At 72.4% G+C, this 17,481-nt stretch carries 18 protein-coding genes; 11 read left to right on the forward strand and 7 right to left on the reverse strand.

Annotated features, from left to right (window positions below):
• Positions 1–90 precede the first annotated feature (90 nt).
• From V5F75_RS00545 to V5F75_RS00555, 3 genes are all read left to right on the forward strand, one after another.
• Entirely contained in the window at positions 91–726 is a 636-nt protein-coding gene (locus tag V5F75_RS00545) for a thiamine phosphate synthase (protein ID WP_394034245.1), read from the forward strand.
• Complete coding sequence (locus tag V5F75_RS00550; protein ID WP_394034246.1) at positions 723–2,003, forward strand: tetratricopeptide repeat protein; 1,281 nt, start codon at positions 723–725, stop codon at positions 2,001–2,003. Before V5F75_RS00545 ends, V5F75_RS00550 begins: the two co-directional genes overlap by 4 nt.
• A 123-nt stretch (positions 2,004–2,126) precedes the next feature.
• Positions 2,127–2,915, forward strand: coding sequence for an inositol monophosphatase family protein (locus V5F75_RS00555; RefSeq protein WP_394034247.1), 789 nt, complete (start codon positions 2,127–2,129; stop codon positions 2,913–2,915).
• A gap of 469 nt (positions 2,916–3,384) precedes the next feature.
• Here V5F75_RS00555 and mutL read toward each other — a convergent pair whose 3' ends face one another.
• A complete protein-coding gene (gene mutL, locus V5F75_RS00560; protein ID WP_394034248.1) occupies positions 3,385–5,289 on the reverse strand; it encodes a DNA mismatch repair endonuclease MutL in 1,905 nt (634 codons plus the stop codon).
• A gap of 251 nt (positions 5,290–5,540) precedes the next feature.
• Here mutL and V5F75_RS00565 point away from each other — a divergent pair, with 251 nt between their 5' ends.
• From V5F75_RS00565 to V5F75_RS00580, 4 genes are all read left to right on the forward strand, one after another.
• Entirely contained in the window at positions 5,541–6,350 is an 810-nt protein-coding gene (locus V5F75_RS00565; RefSeq protein ID WP_394034249.1) for a ComF family protein, read from the forward strand.
• 67 nt (positions 6,351–6,417) lie between these two features.
• Positions 6,418–6,675 carry a glutaredoxin 3 gene (gene grxC / locus V5F75_RS00570; RefSeq protein WP_394034250.1) on the forward strand — a complete coding sequence of 86 codons (258 nt, stop codon included), beginning with the start codon at positions 6,418–6,420 and terminating at the stop codon, positions 6,673–6,675.
• A gap of 182 nt (positions 6,676–6,857) precedes the next feature.
• A complete protein-coding gene (locus tag V5F75_RS00575) occupies positions 6,858–7,742 on the forward strand; it encodes a carbon-nitrogen hydrolase family protein (RefSeq protein ID WP_394034251.1) in 885 nt (294 codons plus the stop codon).
• A complete protein-coding gene (locus tag V5F75_RS00580) occupies positions 7,739–8,200 on the forward strand; it encodes a DUF1178 family protein (protein ID WP_394034252.1) in 462 nt (153 codons plus the stop codon). Before V5F75_RS00575 ends, V5F75_RS00580 begins: the two co-directional genes overlap by 4 nt.
• A 58-nt stretch (positions 8,201–8,258) precedes the next feature.
• Here V5F75_RS00580 and rpoH read toward each other — a convergent pair whose 3' ends face one another.
• On the reverse strand, positions 8,259–9,242 hold the full coding sequence (gene rpoH / locus V5F75_RS00585) for an RNA polymerase sigma factor RpoH (protein ID WP_394034253.1): 984 nt from the start codon (positions 9,240–9,242) through the stop codon (positions 8,259–8,261).
• Positions 9,243–9,351: 109 nt separating this feature from the next.
• Positions 9,352–10,428: an RluA family pseudouridine synthase gene (locus tag V5F75_RS00590; protein WP_394034405.1), complete on the reverse strand. Its 1,077-nt coding sequence runs from the start codon at positions 10,426–10,428 to the stop codon at positions 9,352–9,354.
• A 51-nt stretch (positions 10,429–10,479) separates the two neighbouring features.
• Here V5F75_RS00590 and V5F75_RS00595 point away from each other — a divergent pair, with 51 nt between their 5' ends.
• The gene (locus V5F75_RS00595; RefSeq protein WP_393988168.1) at positions 10,480–10,827 is read left to right on the forward strand and encodes a hypothetical protein; all 348 of its coding nucleotides are present in this window, start codon (positions 10,480–10,482) and stop codon (positions 10,825–10,827) included.
• Positions 10,828–10,892: 65 nt separating this feature from the next.
• Here the strand turns inward: V5F75_RS00595 and V5F75_RS00600 are convergent, their stop codons facing one another.
• Complete coding sequence (locus tag V5F75_RS00600; RefSeq protein WP_394034254.1) at positions 10,893–11,561, reverse strand: LON peptidase substrate-binding domain-containing protein; 669 nt, start codon at positions 11,559–11,561, stop codon at positions 10,893–10,895.
• A gap of 26 nt (positions 11,562–11,587) precedes the next feature.
• Positions 11,588–12,523 (reverse strand): thioredoxin, encoded by a 936-nt coding sequence (gene trxA, locus V5F75_RS00605; RefSeq protein WP_394034255.1) that lies wholly within the window; start codon positions 12,521–12,523, stop codon positions 11,588–11,590.
• Between the two features lie 237 nt (positions 12,524–12,760).
• Between trxA and V5F75_RS00610 the strand changes: the two genes are divergently transcribed.
• Positions 12,761–13,456: a sulfite oxidase-like oxidoreductase gene (locus tag V5F75_RS00610; protein ID WP_394034256.1), complete on the forward strand. Its 696-nt coding sequence runs from the start codon at positions 12,761–12,763 to the stop codon at positions 13,454–13,456.
• A gap of 94 nt (positions 13,457–13,550) precedes the next feature.
• On the opposite strand, the gene V5F75_RS00615 is transcribed toward V5F75_RS00610, so the two are convergent.
• The gene (locus V5F75_RS00615; RefSeq protein ID WP_394034257.1) at positions 13,551–14,924 is read right to left on the reverse strand and encodes a flavin monoamine oxidase family protein; all 1,374 of its coding nucleotides are present in this window, start codon (positions 14,922–14,924) and stop codon (positions 13,551–13,553) included.
• A gap of 48 nt (positions 14,925–14,972) precedes the next feature.
• Positions 14,973–15,947 carry a polyprenyl synthetase family protein gene (locus tag V5F75_RS00620; RefSeq protein ID WP_394034258.1) on the reverse strand — a complete coding sequence of 325 codons (975 nt, stop codon included), beginning with the start codon at positions 15,945–15,947 and terminating at the stop codon, positions 14,973–14,975.
• A gap of 114 nt (positions 15,948–16,061) precedes the next feature.
• On the opposite strand from V5F75_RS00620, the gene V5F75_RS00625 reads away from it, so the two are divergent.
• Together V5F75_RS00625 and V5F75_RS00630 are read left to right on the forward strand one after the other, a co-directional pair.
• Positions 16,062–16,733 (forward strand): biosynthetic peptidoglycan transglycosylase, encoded by a 672-nt coding sequence (locus tag V5F75_RS00625; RefSeq protein ID WP_394034259.1) that lies wholly within the window; start codon positions 16,062–16,064, stop codon positions 16,731–16,733.
• A gap of 88 nt (positions 16,734–16,821) precedes the next feature.
• Positions 16,822–17,439: a septation protein A gene (locus V5F75_RS00630; RefSeq protein ID WP_394034260.1), complete on the forward strand. Its 618-nt coding sequence runs from the start codon at positions 16,822–16,824 to the stop codon at positions 17,437–17,439.
• Positions 17,440–17,481: the final 42 nt, after the last annotated feature.

Here is a 17,481-nt window from a genome sequence, read left to right on the forward strand (position 1 = left end):
GCCATCGCCGGCCCTTTTTCATGCCCGCCGGGGCCCGGTCCCGCCGGCCCTGCCGCCAATTTGCCCCTTTCTTGGTCGACCGATCCTGCCATGTCCCAATCTGCCGAGCCGCTTCGCGCACGCCTGATGCTGATCCTCTCTTCCGACCTCCCGCCGGAGGAGGCGGCGGCGCGGGTCGCCGCGGGCGACGTCGCCGCCGTCGTGGTGCGCCACAACGGAAAGGCGCCCGATGCCGCCCGCCTGCGGGCGCTCGCCGCGCCGCTGCAGGAACAGGGCTGCGCGGTGCTGGTGGAGGATCTGCCGGACCTCGTGGCCGACGCCGGCCTCGACGGCCTGCACGCGGGGGATGCCGCCATGCTCGCGGCCAGCCTCGGCCGCCTGAAGCCCTCCGGCATCGTCGGTGCCGGCGGCATCGAGGGCCGTCACGCGGCCATGGAGGCCGGCGAGAGCGGCGCCGATTATGTGATGTTCGGTCCCATCGCCGGCAGCGGCGCCGATTTCGCCCATACCTGCGCGCTGGTGGAATGGTGGAGCGAGCTGTTCGAGGTGCCGTGCGCGGCGGTCGCCTCCTCCGACACCGAGGTGATGGAGCTGGCGCGCGCGGGGGCGGATTTCATCGCCCTGGGCGCCGGCCGCGTCTGCGCGCCCGACGGGGTCGCCGCGGTGCGCGCGGCCCAGGCCACCATCGATTCGACCGGCGGCCCGGCGCCGGCCTCCGCGCCATGACGCCCCGTCCCGTTCTTCGCGCCTGCGCCATGGCCGGGCGCGCCGCCTTGGCGCTCGCTCTCGCCGCGCTTCTCCTGTCGCCGGCGGGCCCGGCGGCGCATGCCGCGCCGCTGCAACTCGCCGAGAACACGCCCAAGGCCAAGAACGGCAAGAGCGACCACGGAAAGGGTGATGCCGGCAAGACCGACGCCGGCAAGGCGGCGGCGCCCAAGGGCGAGTGGCCGGTCTTCCAGGGGCCGGGCAAGCTCAGCGATCTGCCGGCGGCGCTCGGCCGCTTCCCGCAGCTCGATACGGCAGGCGGCAGCGGCGACATCGCCTATGGCGCCTATCAGCGCGGCTTCTACATCACCGCCTTCCAGAACGCCCAGAAGCGGGCGCGGGAGCAGGAGGACCCGGTGGCCATGACGCTGCTGGCGGACCTCTACACCCACGGCTTCGGCGTGCCGCACGATCCGAAGAAGGCGCTGGAATGGTACCGCAAGGCGGCGGCCGCCGGCTCCACCGACGCGCAGTTCGCCCTCGGCCTGATGGCGCTGACGGGCGACGGCGTGCCGGCCGACGAGGAAGAGGCCGCCAAGCACTTCCGCGCTGCGGCGGAGAAGGGCAACGGCGCCGCCGCCTACAATCTCGGCCTGCTCTACATGCAGGGCCGCAAGGTGCACCAGGACATGCCCAAGGCCGCCCATTGGTTCGAGGTGGCCGCCGAGAAGGACCTGGAGGACGCCCAATACGCCCTCGCGGTGCTGCTGAAGTCCGGCAACGGCGTGGACCGCGACCCGCCCGGCGCCGCCCAGCTCATGGGCCGCGCGGCGAAGCTCGGCCATGTGACCGCCCAGGTGGAATTCGCCATCATGCAGTTCAACGGCGTCGGCGTGCCGAAGGACGAGGCGGCCGCCGCCGCTTTGTTCCGCAAGGCGGCGCTCGCCGGCAACGCCATCGCCCAGAACCGCTACGCGCGCCTGCTGGCTGCGGGGCGCGGCACTCCGGCCGATCCGGTGGCGGCCGCAACCTGGCACCTGATGGCCAAGAGCCGCGGCCTCGGAGACCCCATGCTGGACGAGGTGACGGCAAAGCTGAGCCCCGCCGACCGCGAGAAGGCCGAAATCCAGGCCCTGCGCTGGGGCGCGGACCTCTCCCCGGCGGACGGCGCGCCCCTTCCCCCCGGCGCGAAGGCCCCCGCCGCAGCCGCACCGGCGACCGGCGGGAGCGCCACCGGAAAGCCCGCACCCGCCGGCGCCCCTGCGAAACCCGCCGCATCGCCGCCGGCCAAACCCTGACAACCGCGGCGCGCGCGCCTTGACGACGCCCCTCAAGGCGGGCACACGTCGGCGCGACAGTCCGGCTGCTTCGGCCCGGCTCGGCCCTGCCGCATCGCCGGCCCCCTACTCCAGAGTCCCCGCATGATCCGCTCGCCCCTCATCACCGTCATGGTCCAGGCCGTCCGCAAGGCGGGCCGCGCCCTCATCCGCGATTTCGGCGAGGTGGAGCAGCTCCAGGTTTCCACCAAGGGACCGGCGGATTTCGTCTCCGCGGCCGACCGCAAGTCGGAGGAGGTGCTGTTCGCCGAGCTGTCGAAGGCGCGCCCCGCCTACGGCTTCCTGATGGAGGAACGCGGCCGGGTGGACGGCACGGACGACGCCAACGAATGGGTGGTGGACCCGCTCGACGGCACCACCAACTTCCTGCACGGCATTCCCATGTTCGCCATCTCGGTGGCGCTGGTGCGCAACGGCGTGCCCATGGCGGGCGTCATCTTCAACCCCGCCACCGACGAGCTGTTCGTGGCCGAATCCGGCCAGGGCGCCTACCTGAACGACCGGCGCCTGCGCGTCGCCGGCCGCCGCAAGCTGGCCGAGTGCGTGGTGTGCTGCGGCCTGCCGCACATGGGCCGCGGCGACCACGAGCAGTTCAACCGCGAGCTCGCCGTGGTGCAGAAGCAGGTGGCCGGCCTGCGCCGCACCGGCTCAGCAGCGCTCGACCTCGCCTGGGTGGCGGCCGGGCGCTTCGATGCCTTCTGGGAGCGCAAGCTCGCGTCGTGGGACATGGCGGCCGGCCTGGTGATGGTGCGCGAGGCGGGCGGCTTCGCCTCCGACATGGACGGCGGCGACAAGGCCCTGGAGAAGGGCGACGTGCTCGCCGGCAACGAGCTGATCCACCGCGACCTCCTGCGCCTGCTCAAGAGCGCCTGAGCCGGCCGGCGCGCCGCCGCCGGCCGCGTGCCTCGACGCCAAGGGGCCTGAGCGTAGCGCCCGGGTCTTTTGGTCAGGCGCCCGCGGCGTGTGAGCGACATCCGCCCGGCACCGGCCTATGACAGGGGCGGAACACCGGGGCGAGGGCTTTGCTCATTTCCCCCCATTCCCCCCGCGCGGCATTCTCGCGCGCCGGAACCGCACCCGAAGACGCCGCTTTGCCCCGCCCGGCACCCGTTTCCCGTCCCGGATGACAGACCGGGCCGACAATCAATAGGACGCGGAGCCGGTGGGTGTGAAACAGGCCGGCCGACAAGCCGCGCCGCGCCCGGCACCGGCGCGCCCACCGCGTGGCCCATGCACGCCGGCACGGGAGCCATCCGCGCCAAATGCCCCGGAGCCGCATCGAACCGGCACGACATCGACCCGGCACGACGAGGCCGGGTTTCCGCCCCTCTCCGCCGCGCCCTCACCGCCGGGCGAACAGCTTCTCCACGTCCTTGAGGGAGAGGGTGACGAAGGTGGGGCGGCCGTGGTTGCACTCGCCGGAATTGGGCGTGGCTTCCATCTCGCGCAGCAGCGCGTTCATCTCCTCCACCCGCAGCCGGCGCCCGGCGCGCACGGAGCCGTGGCAGGCCATGGTGGCCGCCACGTGCAGCAGGCGCCGCTCCAGCGGCAGCGCATCGTCCCATTCGGCCGTGTGCTCGGCGAGGTCGCGCACCAGCTTCGTCACGTCGGCATTCCGCAGCAGGGCCGGCACCTCGCGCACCAGCACGGCGCCGGGGCCGAAGGGCTCCACCACCAGGCCCAGGGCCGCGAGATCGGCCGCCTTCTCGGCGAGCCGCTCCGCCTCCGCAGGGTCGAGGTCCACCACGGCGGGGATGAGCAGGCCCTGGCGGGCGACGCCCTCGCGGCCCAGCCCCGCCTTCAGCTTCTCATAGACCAGCCGCTCATGGGCGGCATGCTGGTCCACGAGCACCAGCCCCTCGCGGGTCTGGGCCACGATATAGGTCTCGTGCAGCTGCGCCCGCGCCGCGCCCAGCGGCCGGTCGAGGTCGCCCGGCTCCACGGGCGCCGCGTCCGCCCGCGCATCAGCGGAAGGGGGCGCGATGTCGAAGGCGCCCTGCGCCGAAGCGCCCGGAGCATAGGCCGCGCGCGCCGCCTCGGCGACCGCATCCGCCCCGGCGGGCACCTCCGGCGGGCGGGCGGGCGAGGCGCGCCAGTCATAGCCGCCGCGCGGCAGGGCCTCCGCCCGCGCCCAGGCGCCGGGCGCGAAGGCGGGGCGCGCCGGGGCGCCTGATAGCGCGGGAGCCTCCTCCAGCTCCGGCGCGCGGGCGAGGGAAACCAGCCGGTCGGCGATGGTGCCGGCGGTGCGCGGCACCCGCGCCGCCAGCGCATCGGTGAGGGTGCGCACGATGAGCGCGCGCACGTTGCCGCCGTCGCGGAAGCGCACCTCGGTCTTGGCCGGGTGCACGTTCACGTCCACCTCGCGCGGATCGAGGGAAAAGAACAGGGCGAGCACGGGGTAGCGGTCGGAGGGGAGAAGGTCCGCATAGGCGCCGCGGATGGCGCCCATCAGCAGCTTGTCGCGCACCGGGCGGCCGTTCACGAACAGGAACTGGCTGAGGGAATTGGCCTTGGAATAGCTCGGCAGGCCGGCGAGCCCCTCCAGCACCACGCCGCCGCGCTCCCCCTCCACGGAAATGACATTGCGCCCGGTCTCGGCGCCCAGCACGTCGGCGAGGCGGGCGGCGCGCCCCTCCGCGTCGCGCCCGCGGGCGGGCCACACCTGCGCCGGCTTGTCCTCGGCCACCAGCGTCACCGCCACGTCCGGGCGCGCCAAAGCGAGGCGACGCACCACATCCACCGCAGCCACCGTCTCGGCCCGGTCAGACTTCAGGAATTTCAGCCGCGCGGGGGTGGCGAAGAACAGATCGCTCACCTCCACCCGCGTGCCCTCGCCCAGCGCGGCCGGGCGCGGCGGCGTCACCACCCCGCCATCCACCCGCACCTCGAAGGCATGGGGCGCGCCCTTCGGCCGGCTGGCGATGGTCAGGTGCGCCACCGCGCCGATGGAGGGCAGCGCCTCGCCCCGGAAGCCGAGGGTGGAGATGGCGAGCAGGTCCTCCCCCGCGAGCTTGGAGGTGGCGTGGCGCTCCACGCACAGGGCGAGGTCGTCCGGCCCCATGCCGCCGCCGTCATCGGTAATGCGCACGAGATCGCGCCCGCCGCCGCGGATGACCACCTCCACCGCGCGGGCGCCGGCATCCATGGCGTTTTCCATGAGCTCCTTCACCACGGCGGCCGGGCGCTCCACCACCTCGCCGGCGGCGATGCGATCGATGAGCACGGGGGGCAGGCGGCGGATGGTCATGGGTACCGGGCGACTCAGGCGAAGGGAGAGAAGATTGTAGCGCGGATCACGGCGGCGGAGCGTTTTCGAGCGAAGTGGGTCCCGGTTCGCGTCAGGAAAACGCGTCAACTCAAGAATCGCGAGCATTTCCCCGATGCCGTCAAACGGGGAATGCTCCGGCGGGCGAACGCGGGGCGCCGTCCCCCCGGCTTTACAGCGCCCGCGCGGCGCGCGCATCATCCCGCGCGGACCATGCGCCGACACCGGACCTGATGGACGAGCCTTCGGAGCCACCAAAACGCGAGGCCCCGCGCTTCGGCCCGCGCCTCCTGCAGGCCGCGCGGCGCCTGGGCACGGAGCTGCTCGGCCTCGCGCTGCCGCCCACCTGCGTCGCCTGCGGGAAGGTGACGGCGGATGCCGGCGGCCTGTGCGGCGCCTGCTGGGGGGCGCTCGAATTCATCACGCCGCCCTTCTGCGCGCGCACCGGCCTGCCCTTCCCTCGCGGCGCCGACGACGAGTGGGGAGACGCCCCGCCCCACCTTTCCGCAGAGGCCATCGCCCATCCGCCGTCCTTCGATCGCGCCCGCGCGGCTGTGCTCTTCACCCATGGCGGGCGCGATCTGGTGCACGGCCTGAAATACGCGGACCGGATGGACGCCGCCCTGCCCATGGCGCGGCTGATGGCGCTCGCCGGGCGGGAGCTGATCGCGCAGGCGGACCTCATCGTGCCGGTGCCGCTGCATCCGCTGCGACTGTGGCGACGGCGGTTCAACCAGGCCGCCGTTCTGGCGCGCCGCCTCGCGCCGCCCGATGGCGCGCCCGTGCGCGCGGACCTGCTGCGCCGCCGGCGCTCCACCGTCTCGCAGACCCGCCTCGGCCGCCGCGAGCGGCGGGAGAACGTGGCGGAAGCCTTCGCCCCGTGCGGCGATGCAGCATCGGAATTGCCGGGGCGGCGCGTGCTGCTGGTGGACGATGTCTACACCACCGGGGCCACCCTCGACGCCTGCGCCCGCACGCTGCGGCGCGCGGGGGCGGCCGGCGTGGACGCGCTCACGTTTGCGCGTGTTGTCGACTTCCCCTGAAGCCTTATGATACGTCACTTTCATGACGGCGCTTCCGCCGTCCCACAGGCCCCGAATGTGACGCCCCATGAAGCCGATTGAGATCTATACGAAGAGCTGGTGCCCCTATTGCCATTCCGCCAAGGAATTGCTGCGCCGCAAAGGCTGGACCTTCACCGAGATCGACGTGACCACCGACGCCGAAGGCCAGCAGGAGATGTCCCGGCGGGCCGGCGGGCGCACGACCGTGCCGCAGATCTTCATCGGCGACACCCATGTGGGCGGCTGCGACGACCTCTATGCCCTCGACCGCGCCGGCGAGCTCGACCCCCTGGCGGCGGCCTGAGCGCCCCGGCGGGCGGGGTGCCGCCGCGCTCCTTCTCCCCCTCGGGATGTGATCGGTCCCCGCTTCCGGCCCCCGTGCAAAAGGCGAAGGCTCTCACTATCTTGCAAGAGGATGGGGCGCTGCCCCGGCCATGTCCGCACACCAGGCGCGCCGCGGCCCGCCGGATCGCGAAGGCAAGCTGAATGACCTCCCTCGACACCGCCCAAACCCTGCGCGTCGGCCTGGTGCAGTTGCGGACCGGCCGCGATCCCGCCGCCAATCTCGATGCGGCCGCGGCCCTCGTCCGCGCGGCGGCGGGGGACGGCGCGCGCTATGTGCAGACGCCCGAGACCACCAACATCATGGAGCTGGACCGCGAGCGCCTGTTCTCGCTGCTCGCGCAGGAGGGGGATGATGCCACCCTCGCCGGGCTCAGGGAACTGGCCCGCGAGCTCAAGATCCACCTGCACGTGGGCTCCCTCGCCCTCAAGGTTTCCGACACAAAGGCGGTGAACCGCGCCTTCCTCATCGATCCGGAAGGCGAGATTTCCGCCCGCTACGACAAGATCCACATGTTCGACGTGGACCTTGGCAACGGCGAGAGCTATCGCGAATCGAACGCCTACCGCCCGGGCGAGCGGGCAGTGACCGCCGATGTGGACGGCATCCCCGTCGGCCTCTCCATCTGCTACGACCTGCGCTTCCCCGCGCTCTATCGCGCGCTGGCGGAAGCCGGGGCCAAGGTGCTCACCGTGCCCTCCGCCTTCACGCGCCCCACCGGCGAGGCCCACTGGCACGTGCTGCTGCGCGCCCGCGCCATCGAGAACGGCGCCTATGTGCTGGCCGCCGCCCAGGGCGGGCGCCACGAGAACGGGCGCGACACCTACGGCCATTCCCTGGTGGTGGACCCCTGGGGCCGCGTCATCGCCGAGGGCGGCACCGATCCCGGCGTGCTGCTGGCGGAAATCGACCTGAAGGAGGTGGCCTCGGCCCGCGCGCGCATTCCCTCCCTCGCCAATGGCCGCCGCTTCGAGGTGGCGGACAGCCAGCCCTCCGGGCGGCTGCACGTGGTCGGGAGCGCCTCGTGATCCTCTACACGCTGCAGTGCGCCGAGGGGCACCGTTTCGAGAGCTGGTTCCCCTCGTCGTCCAGCTATGAGGACCAGCGCGCGCGCCAGCTGGTGGCCTGCCCCGCGTGCGGCTCCACCGGCGTGGAGAAGGCGATGATGGCGCCGGCGGTGGCCCGCACCGACAAGCCGCTGGCCCCGGCGGCGCAGCCGGCGCCCGAGGCGGAGACGGCGCCCCTCTCCGTGATGTCGGAGCCGGAGACGGCGCTGCGCGACCTCATGCGCAAGGTGCGCGAGCACGTGGTGAGCAACTCGGATTACGTGGGCGGCGCGTTCGCCGATCTCGCCCGCAAGATGCACGAGGGCGAGGTGGAGCATCGTTCCATCTATGGGGAGGCGACCCAGGAGGAGGTCAAGTCCCTGCGGGAGGATGAGATCGAGGTATTCCCCCTGCCGCTCCTGCCCGACGAACGGAACTGAGGCCCGACGGCAAGGGCGCCGCGCGGCCAGTCGTGCCCGGGCGAAACCGCTCTTAAGATCACACCGTCGCTGGAGCAGCCTTGCCCGCGGCCACCTTGCCGGAGGCGGATTTCCCCGCCGGGCGCGGCGCCTTCCCTTCGGAAAGGGGCATCTCGTCGTCCTCGCCGCCTTCGGTCGCGCGCATGCGGTCCATCACCGCCTTCTGCACCTTCTCGAAGGCGCGCACCTCGATCTGGCGCACCCGCTCGCGCGAGACGCCGAACTCGGCCGCAAGGTCCTCCAGGGTCATGGGGTCGTCGGAGAGGCGGCGCGCCTCGAAGATGCGGCGCTCGCGCGCGTTGAGCACGGAGAGGGCGCCGGCGAGGGCCGCGCGGCGGTTGTCCAGCTCCTCGCTCTCGGCAAGCTGCTCTTCCTGGTCGAGGCGCTCGTCCACCAGCCAGTCCTGCCACTCCCCGCCCTCGGAATCCTCCCGGATGGGAGCGTTGAGGGAGGCATCGCCGCCGAGGCGGCGGTTCATGTCCACCACCTCCTGCTCGCTCACGCCGAGCTTGGTGGCGATCTGCGCCACCTGATCCGGCCGCAGGTCGCCCTCCTCGAGGGCGGAGATCTGGCTCTTGGCCTTGCGCAGGTTGAAGAACAGCTTCTTCTGCGCCGCCGTGGTGCCCATCTTCACGAGGCTCCACGAGCGCAGGATGTATTCCTGGATGGAGGCGCGGATCCACCACATGGCATAGGTGGCGAGGCGGAACCCCTTCTCGGGCTCGAAACGCTTCACCGCCTGCATGAGGCCCACATTGCCTTCCGAGATCACCTCCGAGATGGGCAGGCCATAGCCGCGATAGCCCATGGCGATCTTCGCCACGAGCCGCAGATGGCTCGTCACCAGCTTGTGAGCGGCGTCGCGGTCCCCGTGCTCGCGCCAGCTCTTGGCGAGCATATATTCCTCCTGCGGCTCCAGCATGGGAAACCGCCGGATCTCTTCGAGATACCGCGTGAGCCCCCCCTCGGCCGAGGGGATGGTCATGGTCTTGGCCTGAGCCATGGAGGATTCCTCCCGTTCCAGCGACCCCCGAAGCGGGCAGCCGCGCGCGGCCGCGTGTCGCCCGCCGCAACTCTCAACCATACAGAACACATTCGCCGGGGAATAGGTTTCAATCCCTCACGTCGGCGCGAGTGCGGTGCGAAATCGACAATGCGTCGCGAAGGGCGGAAAGGTCCGCCGGCAGCGGGCTCTCGAACGAGAGGTGCCCGCCGGTCACCGGATGGGCGAAGCCCAGGCGGGCGGCATGCAGCGCCTGCCGGTTGAGATGCTGCAGCAGCGCGCGCGCCTCCGCGCCGAGCCGGGCCGCCTTGGTGCGGAAACCCAGGCCATAGACCTCGTCGCCCAGGAGCGGATGGCCCGCATGCGCCATATGGACGCGGATCTGGTGGGTGCGGCCCGTCTCCAGCCGGCATTCCAGCAGGCTCGCCACCGGCGTGCCGTCCGCCCCCGCGAAGGTCTCCAGCACCTCCCAGTGGGTGATGGCGTGCCGCCCGCCGGTGCGCACCGCCATCTTCTGGCGGTGCGTGGGGTGGCGGTCGAGCGGCGCATCCACCGTGCCGCGCGGCTCCGGCACGCCCCACACGAAGGCGAGATAGGCCCGCTCCAGCGGACCGGTGCGGCCATGGTCCGCGAACTGGGCGGCAAGGCCCTGGTGCGCCTTGTCGGATTTCGCCACCACCAGCAGGCCGGAGGTGTCCTTGTCGATGCGGTGGACAATGCCCGGCCGCCGCACTCCGCCGATACCGGAGAGGCTCTCCCCGCAATGGTGGAGCAGGGCGTTCACAAGCGTGCCTGCGGCATGGCCCGGCGCCGGGTGCACCACGAGCCCCGCCGGCTTGTCGATGACGATGAGGTGCGCGTCCTCGTAGGCCACCGCGAGCGGGATGTCCTCGGCCACCGGCTCGGCCGGCTCGGGCGGCGGCAGCAGCACGGTGAAGACGTCGCCGGCATTGACCCGCCCGGCCGCGTCGCCTACCACACGCCCGCCGCAGCGCACCCGGCCCTCGGCCACGAGGCGCTGGATGCGGGTGCGGCTGAGGTCCGGCGCGAGGCGGGCGAGCACACGGTCGAGCCGCGCGCCCTGGTCCCCGGCCTCCGCCGCCAGGGTGAGCTCAGGCGCCGGTCCCGCGCCGGCGGCCGCGTCCAGCTCGGCATCGAGGATGTCGTCCGCGACGTTCTCGTCCATGATGCGTGCGTCGGTCTTCTTCATTCAACACAGGTCCGCCAAAGGTCGCTCATGTTCCACCGCCCGCCCCCGTCCGACACCCCCGAAGAGGCGCTGACGCCGGAGCAGGAGCGGGTCATCTCCAAGTTCCGGCGCTTCTCCAGCGTGTCCATGCTCATCATGGTGCTGGGCGTGGCCGCGGTGCTGGGCGTCATCAGCTATCGCATGATGCGCGGCAAGCCGCTCGCCACCGGCGAGGTCACCGCCTTGCTGCCGAAGGGCGCGAAGATCACCTCCACCGCCGTCTCCGGCGACGTGGTGCTGGTGGTGCTCGACGTCAACGGCGCCACCGAGCTGCGCACCTTCGACCTGCGCACCCTTTCCCCCGCCGGCCGCCTGCGCTTCGCCGCGGAGCCCTGAGGCGGGGCCCTTGTAACACACCCTCCTTCTTCCCCGCTTCTCCTCGCGGGGGGAAGGCGGCGGCGCTATTGCAGCGAGCCCTCGCCGTCCCCCGGCATGCGGGCCAGCAGCATCTGGGTGATGGCCACCAGCATGTCGGCGCGCGCCTTCAGCGTCTCGGCCTCCAGCAGCGCCTGCTTCTCCAGGGCGCCGTAAGGCGACATGACACACAGGGTGTTCACCAGCATCTCGGTGCCCGCCTCGCGGATGCCGTCCCAGTCCGCCTCCAGCTTGTTGGCGTCGAGGAAGGCGGCGAGCGCCTCCAGCAGCGCGCCGCGGTCCACCTCCGCCTCGCCGGCCGGCGCGAAATCCGACGCGAACGGCCCGGCGTCGATGCGCACCTGCCGGTATGGCGTCGTGACGTCTAGCTCCTCCACGATCCGGTAGCGGCAGATGCCGGTGAGGGTGATGAGATAGCGCCCGTCCCCGGTCTCGCTGAACTCGGTCAGCCGGCCGAGGCAGCCCACCTTGTGCAAGGCGGGGCCGTGGGTTGTGGCGGGCGCCGCATCGTCCGGCTGCACCATGCCGATGAGGCGCGAGCCGCCGAGCGCCGCGTCCACCATGGCGAGATAGCGCGGCTCGAAGATGTTGAGCGGCAGTTCCGCGCGCGGCAGCAGCAGGGCGCCGGTGAGCGGAAACACCGGGATCACCGGCGGCAGGTCCGCCGGCGACAGATATGACGTGTGGGAGGCCACGGGGCAGTTTTCCTCGGTGGGCGCCTTCAGGCGAACATGATCGCCGACAGCTTCTTGCGGCCGGAAAGGGTGAGCGGATCGGTGGGTCCCCACGCCTCGAACAGCTGCAGGAGCTGCTTGCGGGCGGCGTCCTCGTTCCAGGCGCGGTCGCGCTTCACGATGTCGAGCAGGTGGATGAGCGCATCCTCGCGCCGGCCACGGGCGTTCAGCGCCAGAGCGAGCTCGAACCGCGACTGATGGTCGGCCGGGTCGAGGTCCACCTTGGCCTGGAGCGTCGCGAGGTCGCCCAGGGAGGCCGCCTGCTCGGCCAGCTCCACCGCGGCGCGGGCGGCCGAGATGGCGGGGTCGCCCGCCTTGTCGGCCGGCACGGTGGCGAGGGTGGCCTTGGCCTGCTCCAGGGCGCCGGCCTGAACCTGGGTGCGCACGAGGCCGGAAAGGGCTGCGAGATTGGCCGGGTCCTCGCCCAACACGGCGGCGAAGATCTCGGCCGCGCCGGCGAGATCGTTCTCCGCCAGCGCCGCCTCGGCGGAGGCGAGCACCTCCGCCAGATTGTCGCCTTCGTCGCCGCCGGTCAGGCGGTCCACGAAGTCCTTCACCTGCCCCTCCGGCAGGGCGCCCATGAAGCCGTCCACCGGCTGGCCGTTCACGAAGGCATAGACGGTGGGGATGGACTGGATGCCGAGCTTGCCGGGAATCACCGGGTGGTCGTCGATGTTCATCTTGGCGAGGCGCACCTTGCCCTTGGCCGCCTTCACCACTTTTTCCAGGAGCGGGCCGAGGCTCTTGCAGGGGCCGCACCAGGGCGCCCAGAAGTCCACCAGCACCGGACGGCGCTTGGACTCCTCCATGACATCCTTCATGAAGCTCTCGGTGGTGACATCGATGATGTCGCCCGCGGGAGCCGCCCCGCCATTGCCCGCGCCCGCTGCCGCGCCGCTGGCGCCCGGCTGATTGAACAGCATGTGTCGCTCCTCGATCCCTGCCCGCGACCCCGCGGCCACGCCTCGCCCATAGATGGGGCGCGCGCGGCGCGGCGCAATCGCCTCGCCCGCCTTCTAGCCTGTTCCCCGCCCGAGCGTAATCCCAAAGCCCGGCGGCAGTCGCGCGCGGGCGGGCGATGCCGCATCGGCCACCCGCATGATAGACTATAGTCGATCAGGATCACCTCTCCAGAAATCGCCCTGTCAGGAGCCGCCCCCATGAGCGAGAAGACCGGCGAAGACCTCCCCTCCCCCGCCGGTGCGGGACCGGCCGCGCCCAGCAAGCTGACCACCACCAAGACCCGCTGGGCCGAGGAGCGGCGCTTCATCACCGGTGCGCCCGCCACGCCCGGAAAGGCGCGGCTGCCACCCGGCCAGCATCTGGTGCGGGACTGGCCAGTGCTCGACCTCGGGGAACAGCCGGACGTGCCGCTTTCCGCCTTCCGGCTCGATGTGGCCGGCGCGGTGGACGCCCCCACCTCCTGGGACTGGGAGGCCTTCCTGGCCCTGCCGCAGAGCCACCTCGTCAGCGACATCCACTGTGTCACCACATGGTCGCGCTACGACAATGCGTGGGAGGGGGTCTCGACCCGGACCCTGCTCGACCTCGTGCGCCCGCGCCCGGAGGCCCGGGCCGTGATGCTGCGCAGCCACGACGGCTACACCACCAACCTGCTGCTGGAGGACTTCGCCGATCCGCAGGCCCTGCTCGCCCACTCCTGGGAGGGCGCGCCGCTGACGCGCCTCCATGGCGGGCCGGCGCGGCTGGTGGTGCCGCACCTCTATTTCTGGAAGAGCGCCAAGTGGCTGCGCAAGATCGAGTTCCTGACCGCCGACCGGCCCGGCTTCTGGGAGCGGCGCGGCTACCATATGCGCGGCGAGCCCTGGGCCGAGGAGCGCTATTCGGACGACTAGGCATTTTCAAGCGGCGCGGATACCGGCTCGCGTGAAGAAAGTGCGTGGTCACAATAAGCTGGAGTGACTCCCGCGAGCCCTCGGCGCCCCGCGCTCAGCCCTGCTTCTCGCCATTCAGCAGGGCGATGACCTGCCCCGCCGCCCGCTCGCCCGATTGCCACGCCCCGCTCACCGTGCCCCACAGGGTCTCGTGGGCATGCTCGCCCGCGAACACGAGGCGGCCGGCCACCACTTCCAGGAAGGCGCGGCGCATGTTGCCGGCGCCCGGCTGGGCGCACGACATGGAACCGAGGGCGAACGGCTCCCGCCCCCAGGCGGTGTGGTGCACGCGGCCGATGCGCCGGGCGGCGTCGGCGCCGAACTCGCGGCCGATGGCCTCGGCCAGCACCGCGCGCACGCCCTGCGGCGAGGCGTTCTCGAGCTGCTCCGCGAACGCCCCGCCCACATCCAGGCTGTAGAGCGCCGTGCCGGCGAGGCGGGTGCGCAGCGCATAGCCCTGGGACCCCTGGAGGCGGAAATAGACGGTTTCGTCCGGCAGGAAGCCTCCGGGCGCGCCCGGCCACTCGAAGACGACGTGGTCGAAGCTGCCGAGCGTGACGCGCTCCACCGCCGCCCGCTGCCGGGCCGGAAGCTGGGGAATACGCAGCTTGCCCGCGGCGATGACGCTGGGCGGCGCCGCCACGATGACATAGCGCGAGACGAGGTTGCCCCGGCCGGTGGCGACCACCGCGCGCCGGCCGCCCAGCTCCACCGAGCGGGCGGCGGAATCGAGCTGCACGGCCAGCGGCGCCGCGAGGCTCGCGACCAGGGCGCCGACGCCCTGGCGGCAGACCTCGGCGCGGCCGCGGTCCTCGGCGCGGGCCACGTCCACGGTGGAGATGGCGTCGAGATTCTTCGCGCGCAGGAAGGGGCCCACCACGAAGCGGGCGGCATCCGACCAGGGGCCGAGGTCCGGCACCACGCGGGCGGCCGGCAGGTCGCGCCCGGCATCCCCCGCCGCCACGATGGCCCGCTCCGCACGGCGCACGGCGCCCACGAACTCCTCGTATTCCGGGTCCCGCGCCTCCTTGCCGCCGAGATAGAGGCGTCCCGCCTCCGGCGCGGCGGAAAGATCGAAACCCGCCGCCCGGCCGAGGGTGGGCAGCGGGGTCGAGGCGGGGAAATCGAGCCGGTTCGCCCCGAGATCGAGGGGCACGCCGAACGGCTGGCTGTCGGTGAAGGCGCGCCCGCCCACCCGGCGGGAGGCCTCGATGAGGGTGTAGCTCACCCCCGCCTCGGCCAGCTTGCGGGCGGCGGCGATGCCGGCGGCACCGGCGCCGATGACGATGACGTCCGGCTGGCCGGTCTGCCCGAGGGCGCCGTAGGGCACGCCGGCGAGCGCCAGCGCCGCGCCGGCCCTCAGCAGGCGGCGGCGGTCGAGCGGGCGGCCGAGGGCGCGCCGGAGAGGATCGGAAGAGAGCGTGGACACGGCGTGCACGCTAGCATGCCGCCCGCCGCCGGGCGAGAGGCCGCGCGCTCAGCTCTTGCGCTCGGCCACGAAGCGGGCCGCCGCCTTGAGGATGGCGCCGCGCGGGCCGAACGGCGCAAGAGCCTCCTCCGCATCCCGCACCAGGGCTGCGAGCACGGCGCGCGCCTCCAAGAGGCCCAGGCGGGAGACAAGGGTGCCCTTTCCGGCCGCCTCGTCCTTCCCCACCTTCTTGCCCACCGCGTCGGCCGTGCCCTCCACGTCCAGGATGTCGTCGGCGATCTGGAAGGCGGCGCCGAGGGCGCGGCCATAGGCGGCGAGCGCGGCGCGCTCCGCCTCGCCCGCACCGCCCAGCACGGCCCCCGCCTCAGCCGAGAACAGCAGGAGGGCGCCGGTCTTCATGGCCTGCAGCCGGCGGATCTCCTCCGCCGGCAGGGCGAGCGGACGGCCGCCGTCGAAGCGGCCCTCGGCGGCGAGGTCCAGCATCTGCCCGCCCACCATGCCGCCGAGCCCGGCCGAGCGGGCCAGCATGCGCACCAGCTCCACCCGCACCCGCGGCTCGGGGTGGGCGTCCTCGCCCGCCAGGAGATCGAACGCCAGGGTCAGGAGCCCGTCGCCGGCGAGGATGGCGGTGGCCTCATCGAACGCCCGGTGGACGGTGGGTCTGCCGCGCCGCAGGTCGTCGTCGTCCATGGCGGGCAGGTCGTCATGGATGAGGGAGTAGCAGTGCACGCACTCCACCGCGGCCGCCGCCGCCGCCGCGTGGGCGGCGGAAAGGCCGAACAGCGCCGCCCCCTCGATGACCAGGAAAGGGCGCAGGCGCTTGCCGCCGCCCAGCGCGCCGTGGCGCATGGCCGCCAGCAGGCGCACGGGCCGCGTCCCCTCTCCCGGAAGGGCGGCATCGGCGAGGGCGGCGGCGAGGCGCGCCTCGGTCACGGCGGCGGCGGCATCGAGGCGGAGGGCGAGGGAGGTGGTCACGGGGAACCTTCGGGCAGGACGGGCCGCGCGGCGCCGGCGGGAAACCATGCGCGCCGCCACCCGGTTGACGCATCGACCGGGGTGCCCCAACCAGGGGGCAAGGTCAAGACACGGGCGGGCGCCCCCGGCACCGATGCGCCGGCCCGCGCGAGAGGATGTGCGATGATCCGTTTCCTGGCACAGCTCTGCGTGGCGCTCCTCGCCATCCCGCTGATGCTGTCGGTGCTCTACAATTTCTCGAACCCCGCCTCCACGCTCATGCTCTACCGGCTGGCGACGGGGCAGCGGGTGGAGCGGATCTGGACGCCCATCTCACAGATGTCGCCCACCCTGGTGCGCACGGTGGTGGCCTCCGAGGACACGCGCTTCTGCAGCCACATCGGCATCGACATCACCGAGATGCGCAACGTGGTGGAGAAAGCGGACGACCTGGAGGACCTGCGCGGCACCTCCACCATCACCATGCAGGTGGTGAAGAACCTGTTCCTGTGGCAGCGCCCGGAGGTGCCCCGCAAGCTGCTGGAGATCCCCCTCGCCCTGTGGCTCGACCTGGTCATGAGCAAGCGGCGCATCATGGAGATCTATCTCAACATCGCCGAATGGGGACCGGACGGCACCTTCGGCGTGGCGGCGGCCTCGCGCGCGGCGTTCGGCCTGCCGCCGGCGCGGGTGGGCGCCGGGCAGGCCGCGCTGCTCGCGGTGATGCTGCCCAACCCCGTGCGCCGCAGCGCCGGCAATCCCAGCCCCGGCGTGCAGCGCCTCGCCGCCCGGCTGGAGGCGCGCGTGCCCCGCGAGGCGCCGGACATGATCGCCTGCCTCCGGCTGCGCGACTGAGAGCGCGCGAAATGGCGCGCGGTGCGGCGGGGAGCTTGATTGTGCCGCCTTTTGTCGCCACATGGGCGCCAAGGAGACTCCGCCCCCCATGCCTGCTGACGCGCCCTCGCCCGACACCGCGGCCTCGCCCCGCCCCGCCATGAGCCCCATGCTGAAGATCGGCCTGGAACTGGGCCCGCTGGTGCTGTTCTTCGCCGCCAATGCCTATGGCGGCATCTATGTGGCCACCGGCGCCTTCATGGTGGCGACCTTCGCCGCCCTCGCCGCCATGTGGGTGCTCGCCCGCCGCATCGCAGTGATGCCGCTGGTGTCGGCGGCGGTGGTGCTGGTGTTCGGCACCCTGACCCTGTGGCTGCAGGACGACCACTTCATCAAGCTGAAGCCCACCATGGTGAACGCCGCCTTCGGGCTGCTGCTTCTGGGCGGCCTCGTCGCGAAGAAGCCACTGCTGCCCTACGTGTTCGACGGCATGGTGAGGCTGACCGACGAGGGCTGGCGGGCGCTCACCATCCGCTGGGGCGTGTTCTTCCTGGTGATGGCGGTGGTGAACGAGGTGGTGTGGCGCGGCTTCTCCACCGATACCTGGGTCGCCTTCAAGACCTTCGGCTACCTGCCGCTCACCCTGGCCTTCGCCATGGCCCAGGCGCCGCTCATGTCGCGCTACGAGCTGAAGGACGGCGCGGAGAGCCTTCCGCGGCAGAATTGACGGCCGGCGGGACCCAAGCCTGTTGACGGGCGCGCCCGCGAT

The sequence above is a fragment of the Xanthobacter albus genome (assembly GCF_043194895.2).
GTDB lineage: Bacteria > Pseudomonadota > Alphaproteobacteria > Rhizobiales > Xanthobacteraceae > Xanthobacter.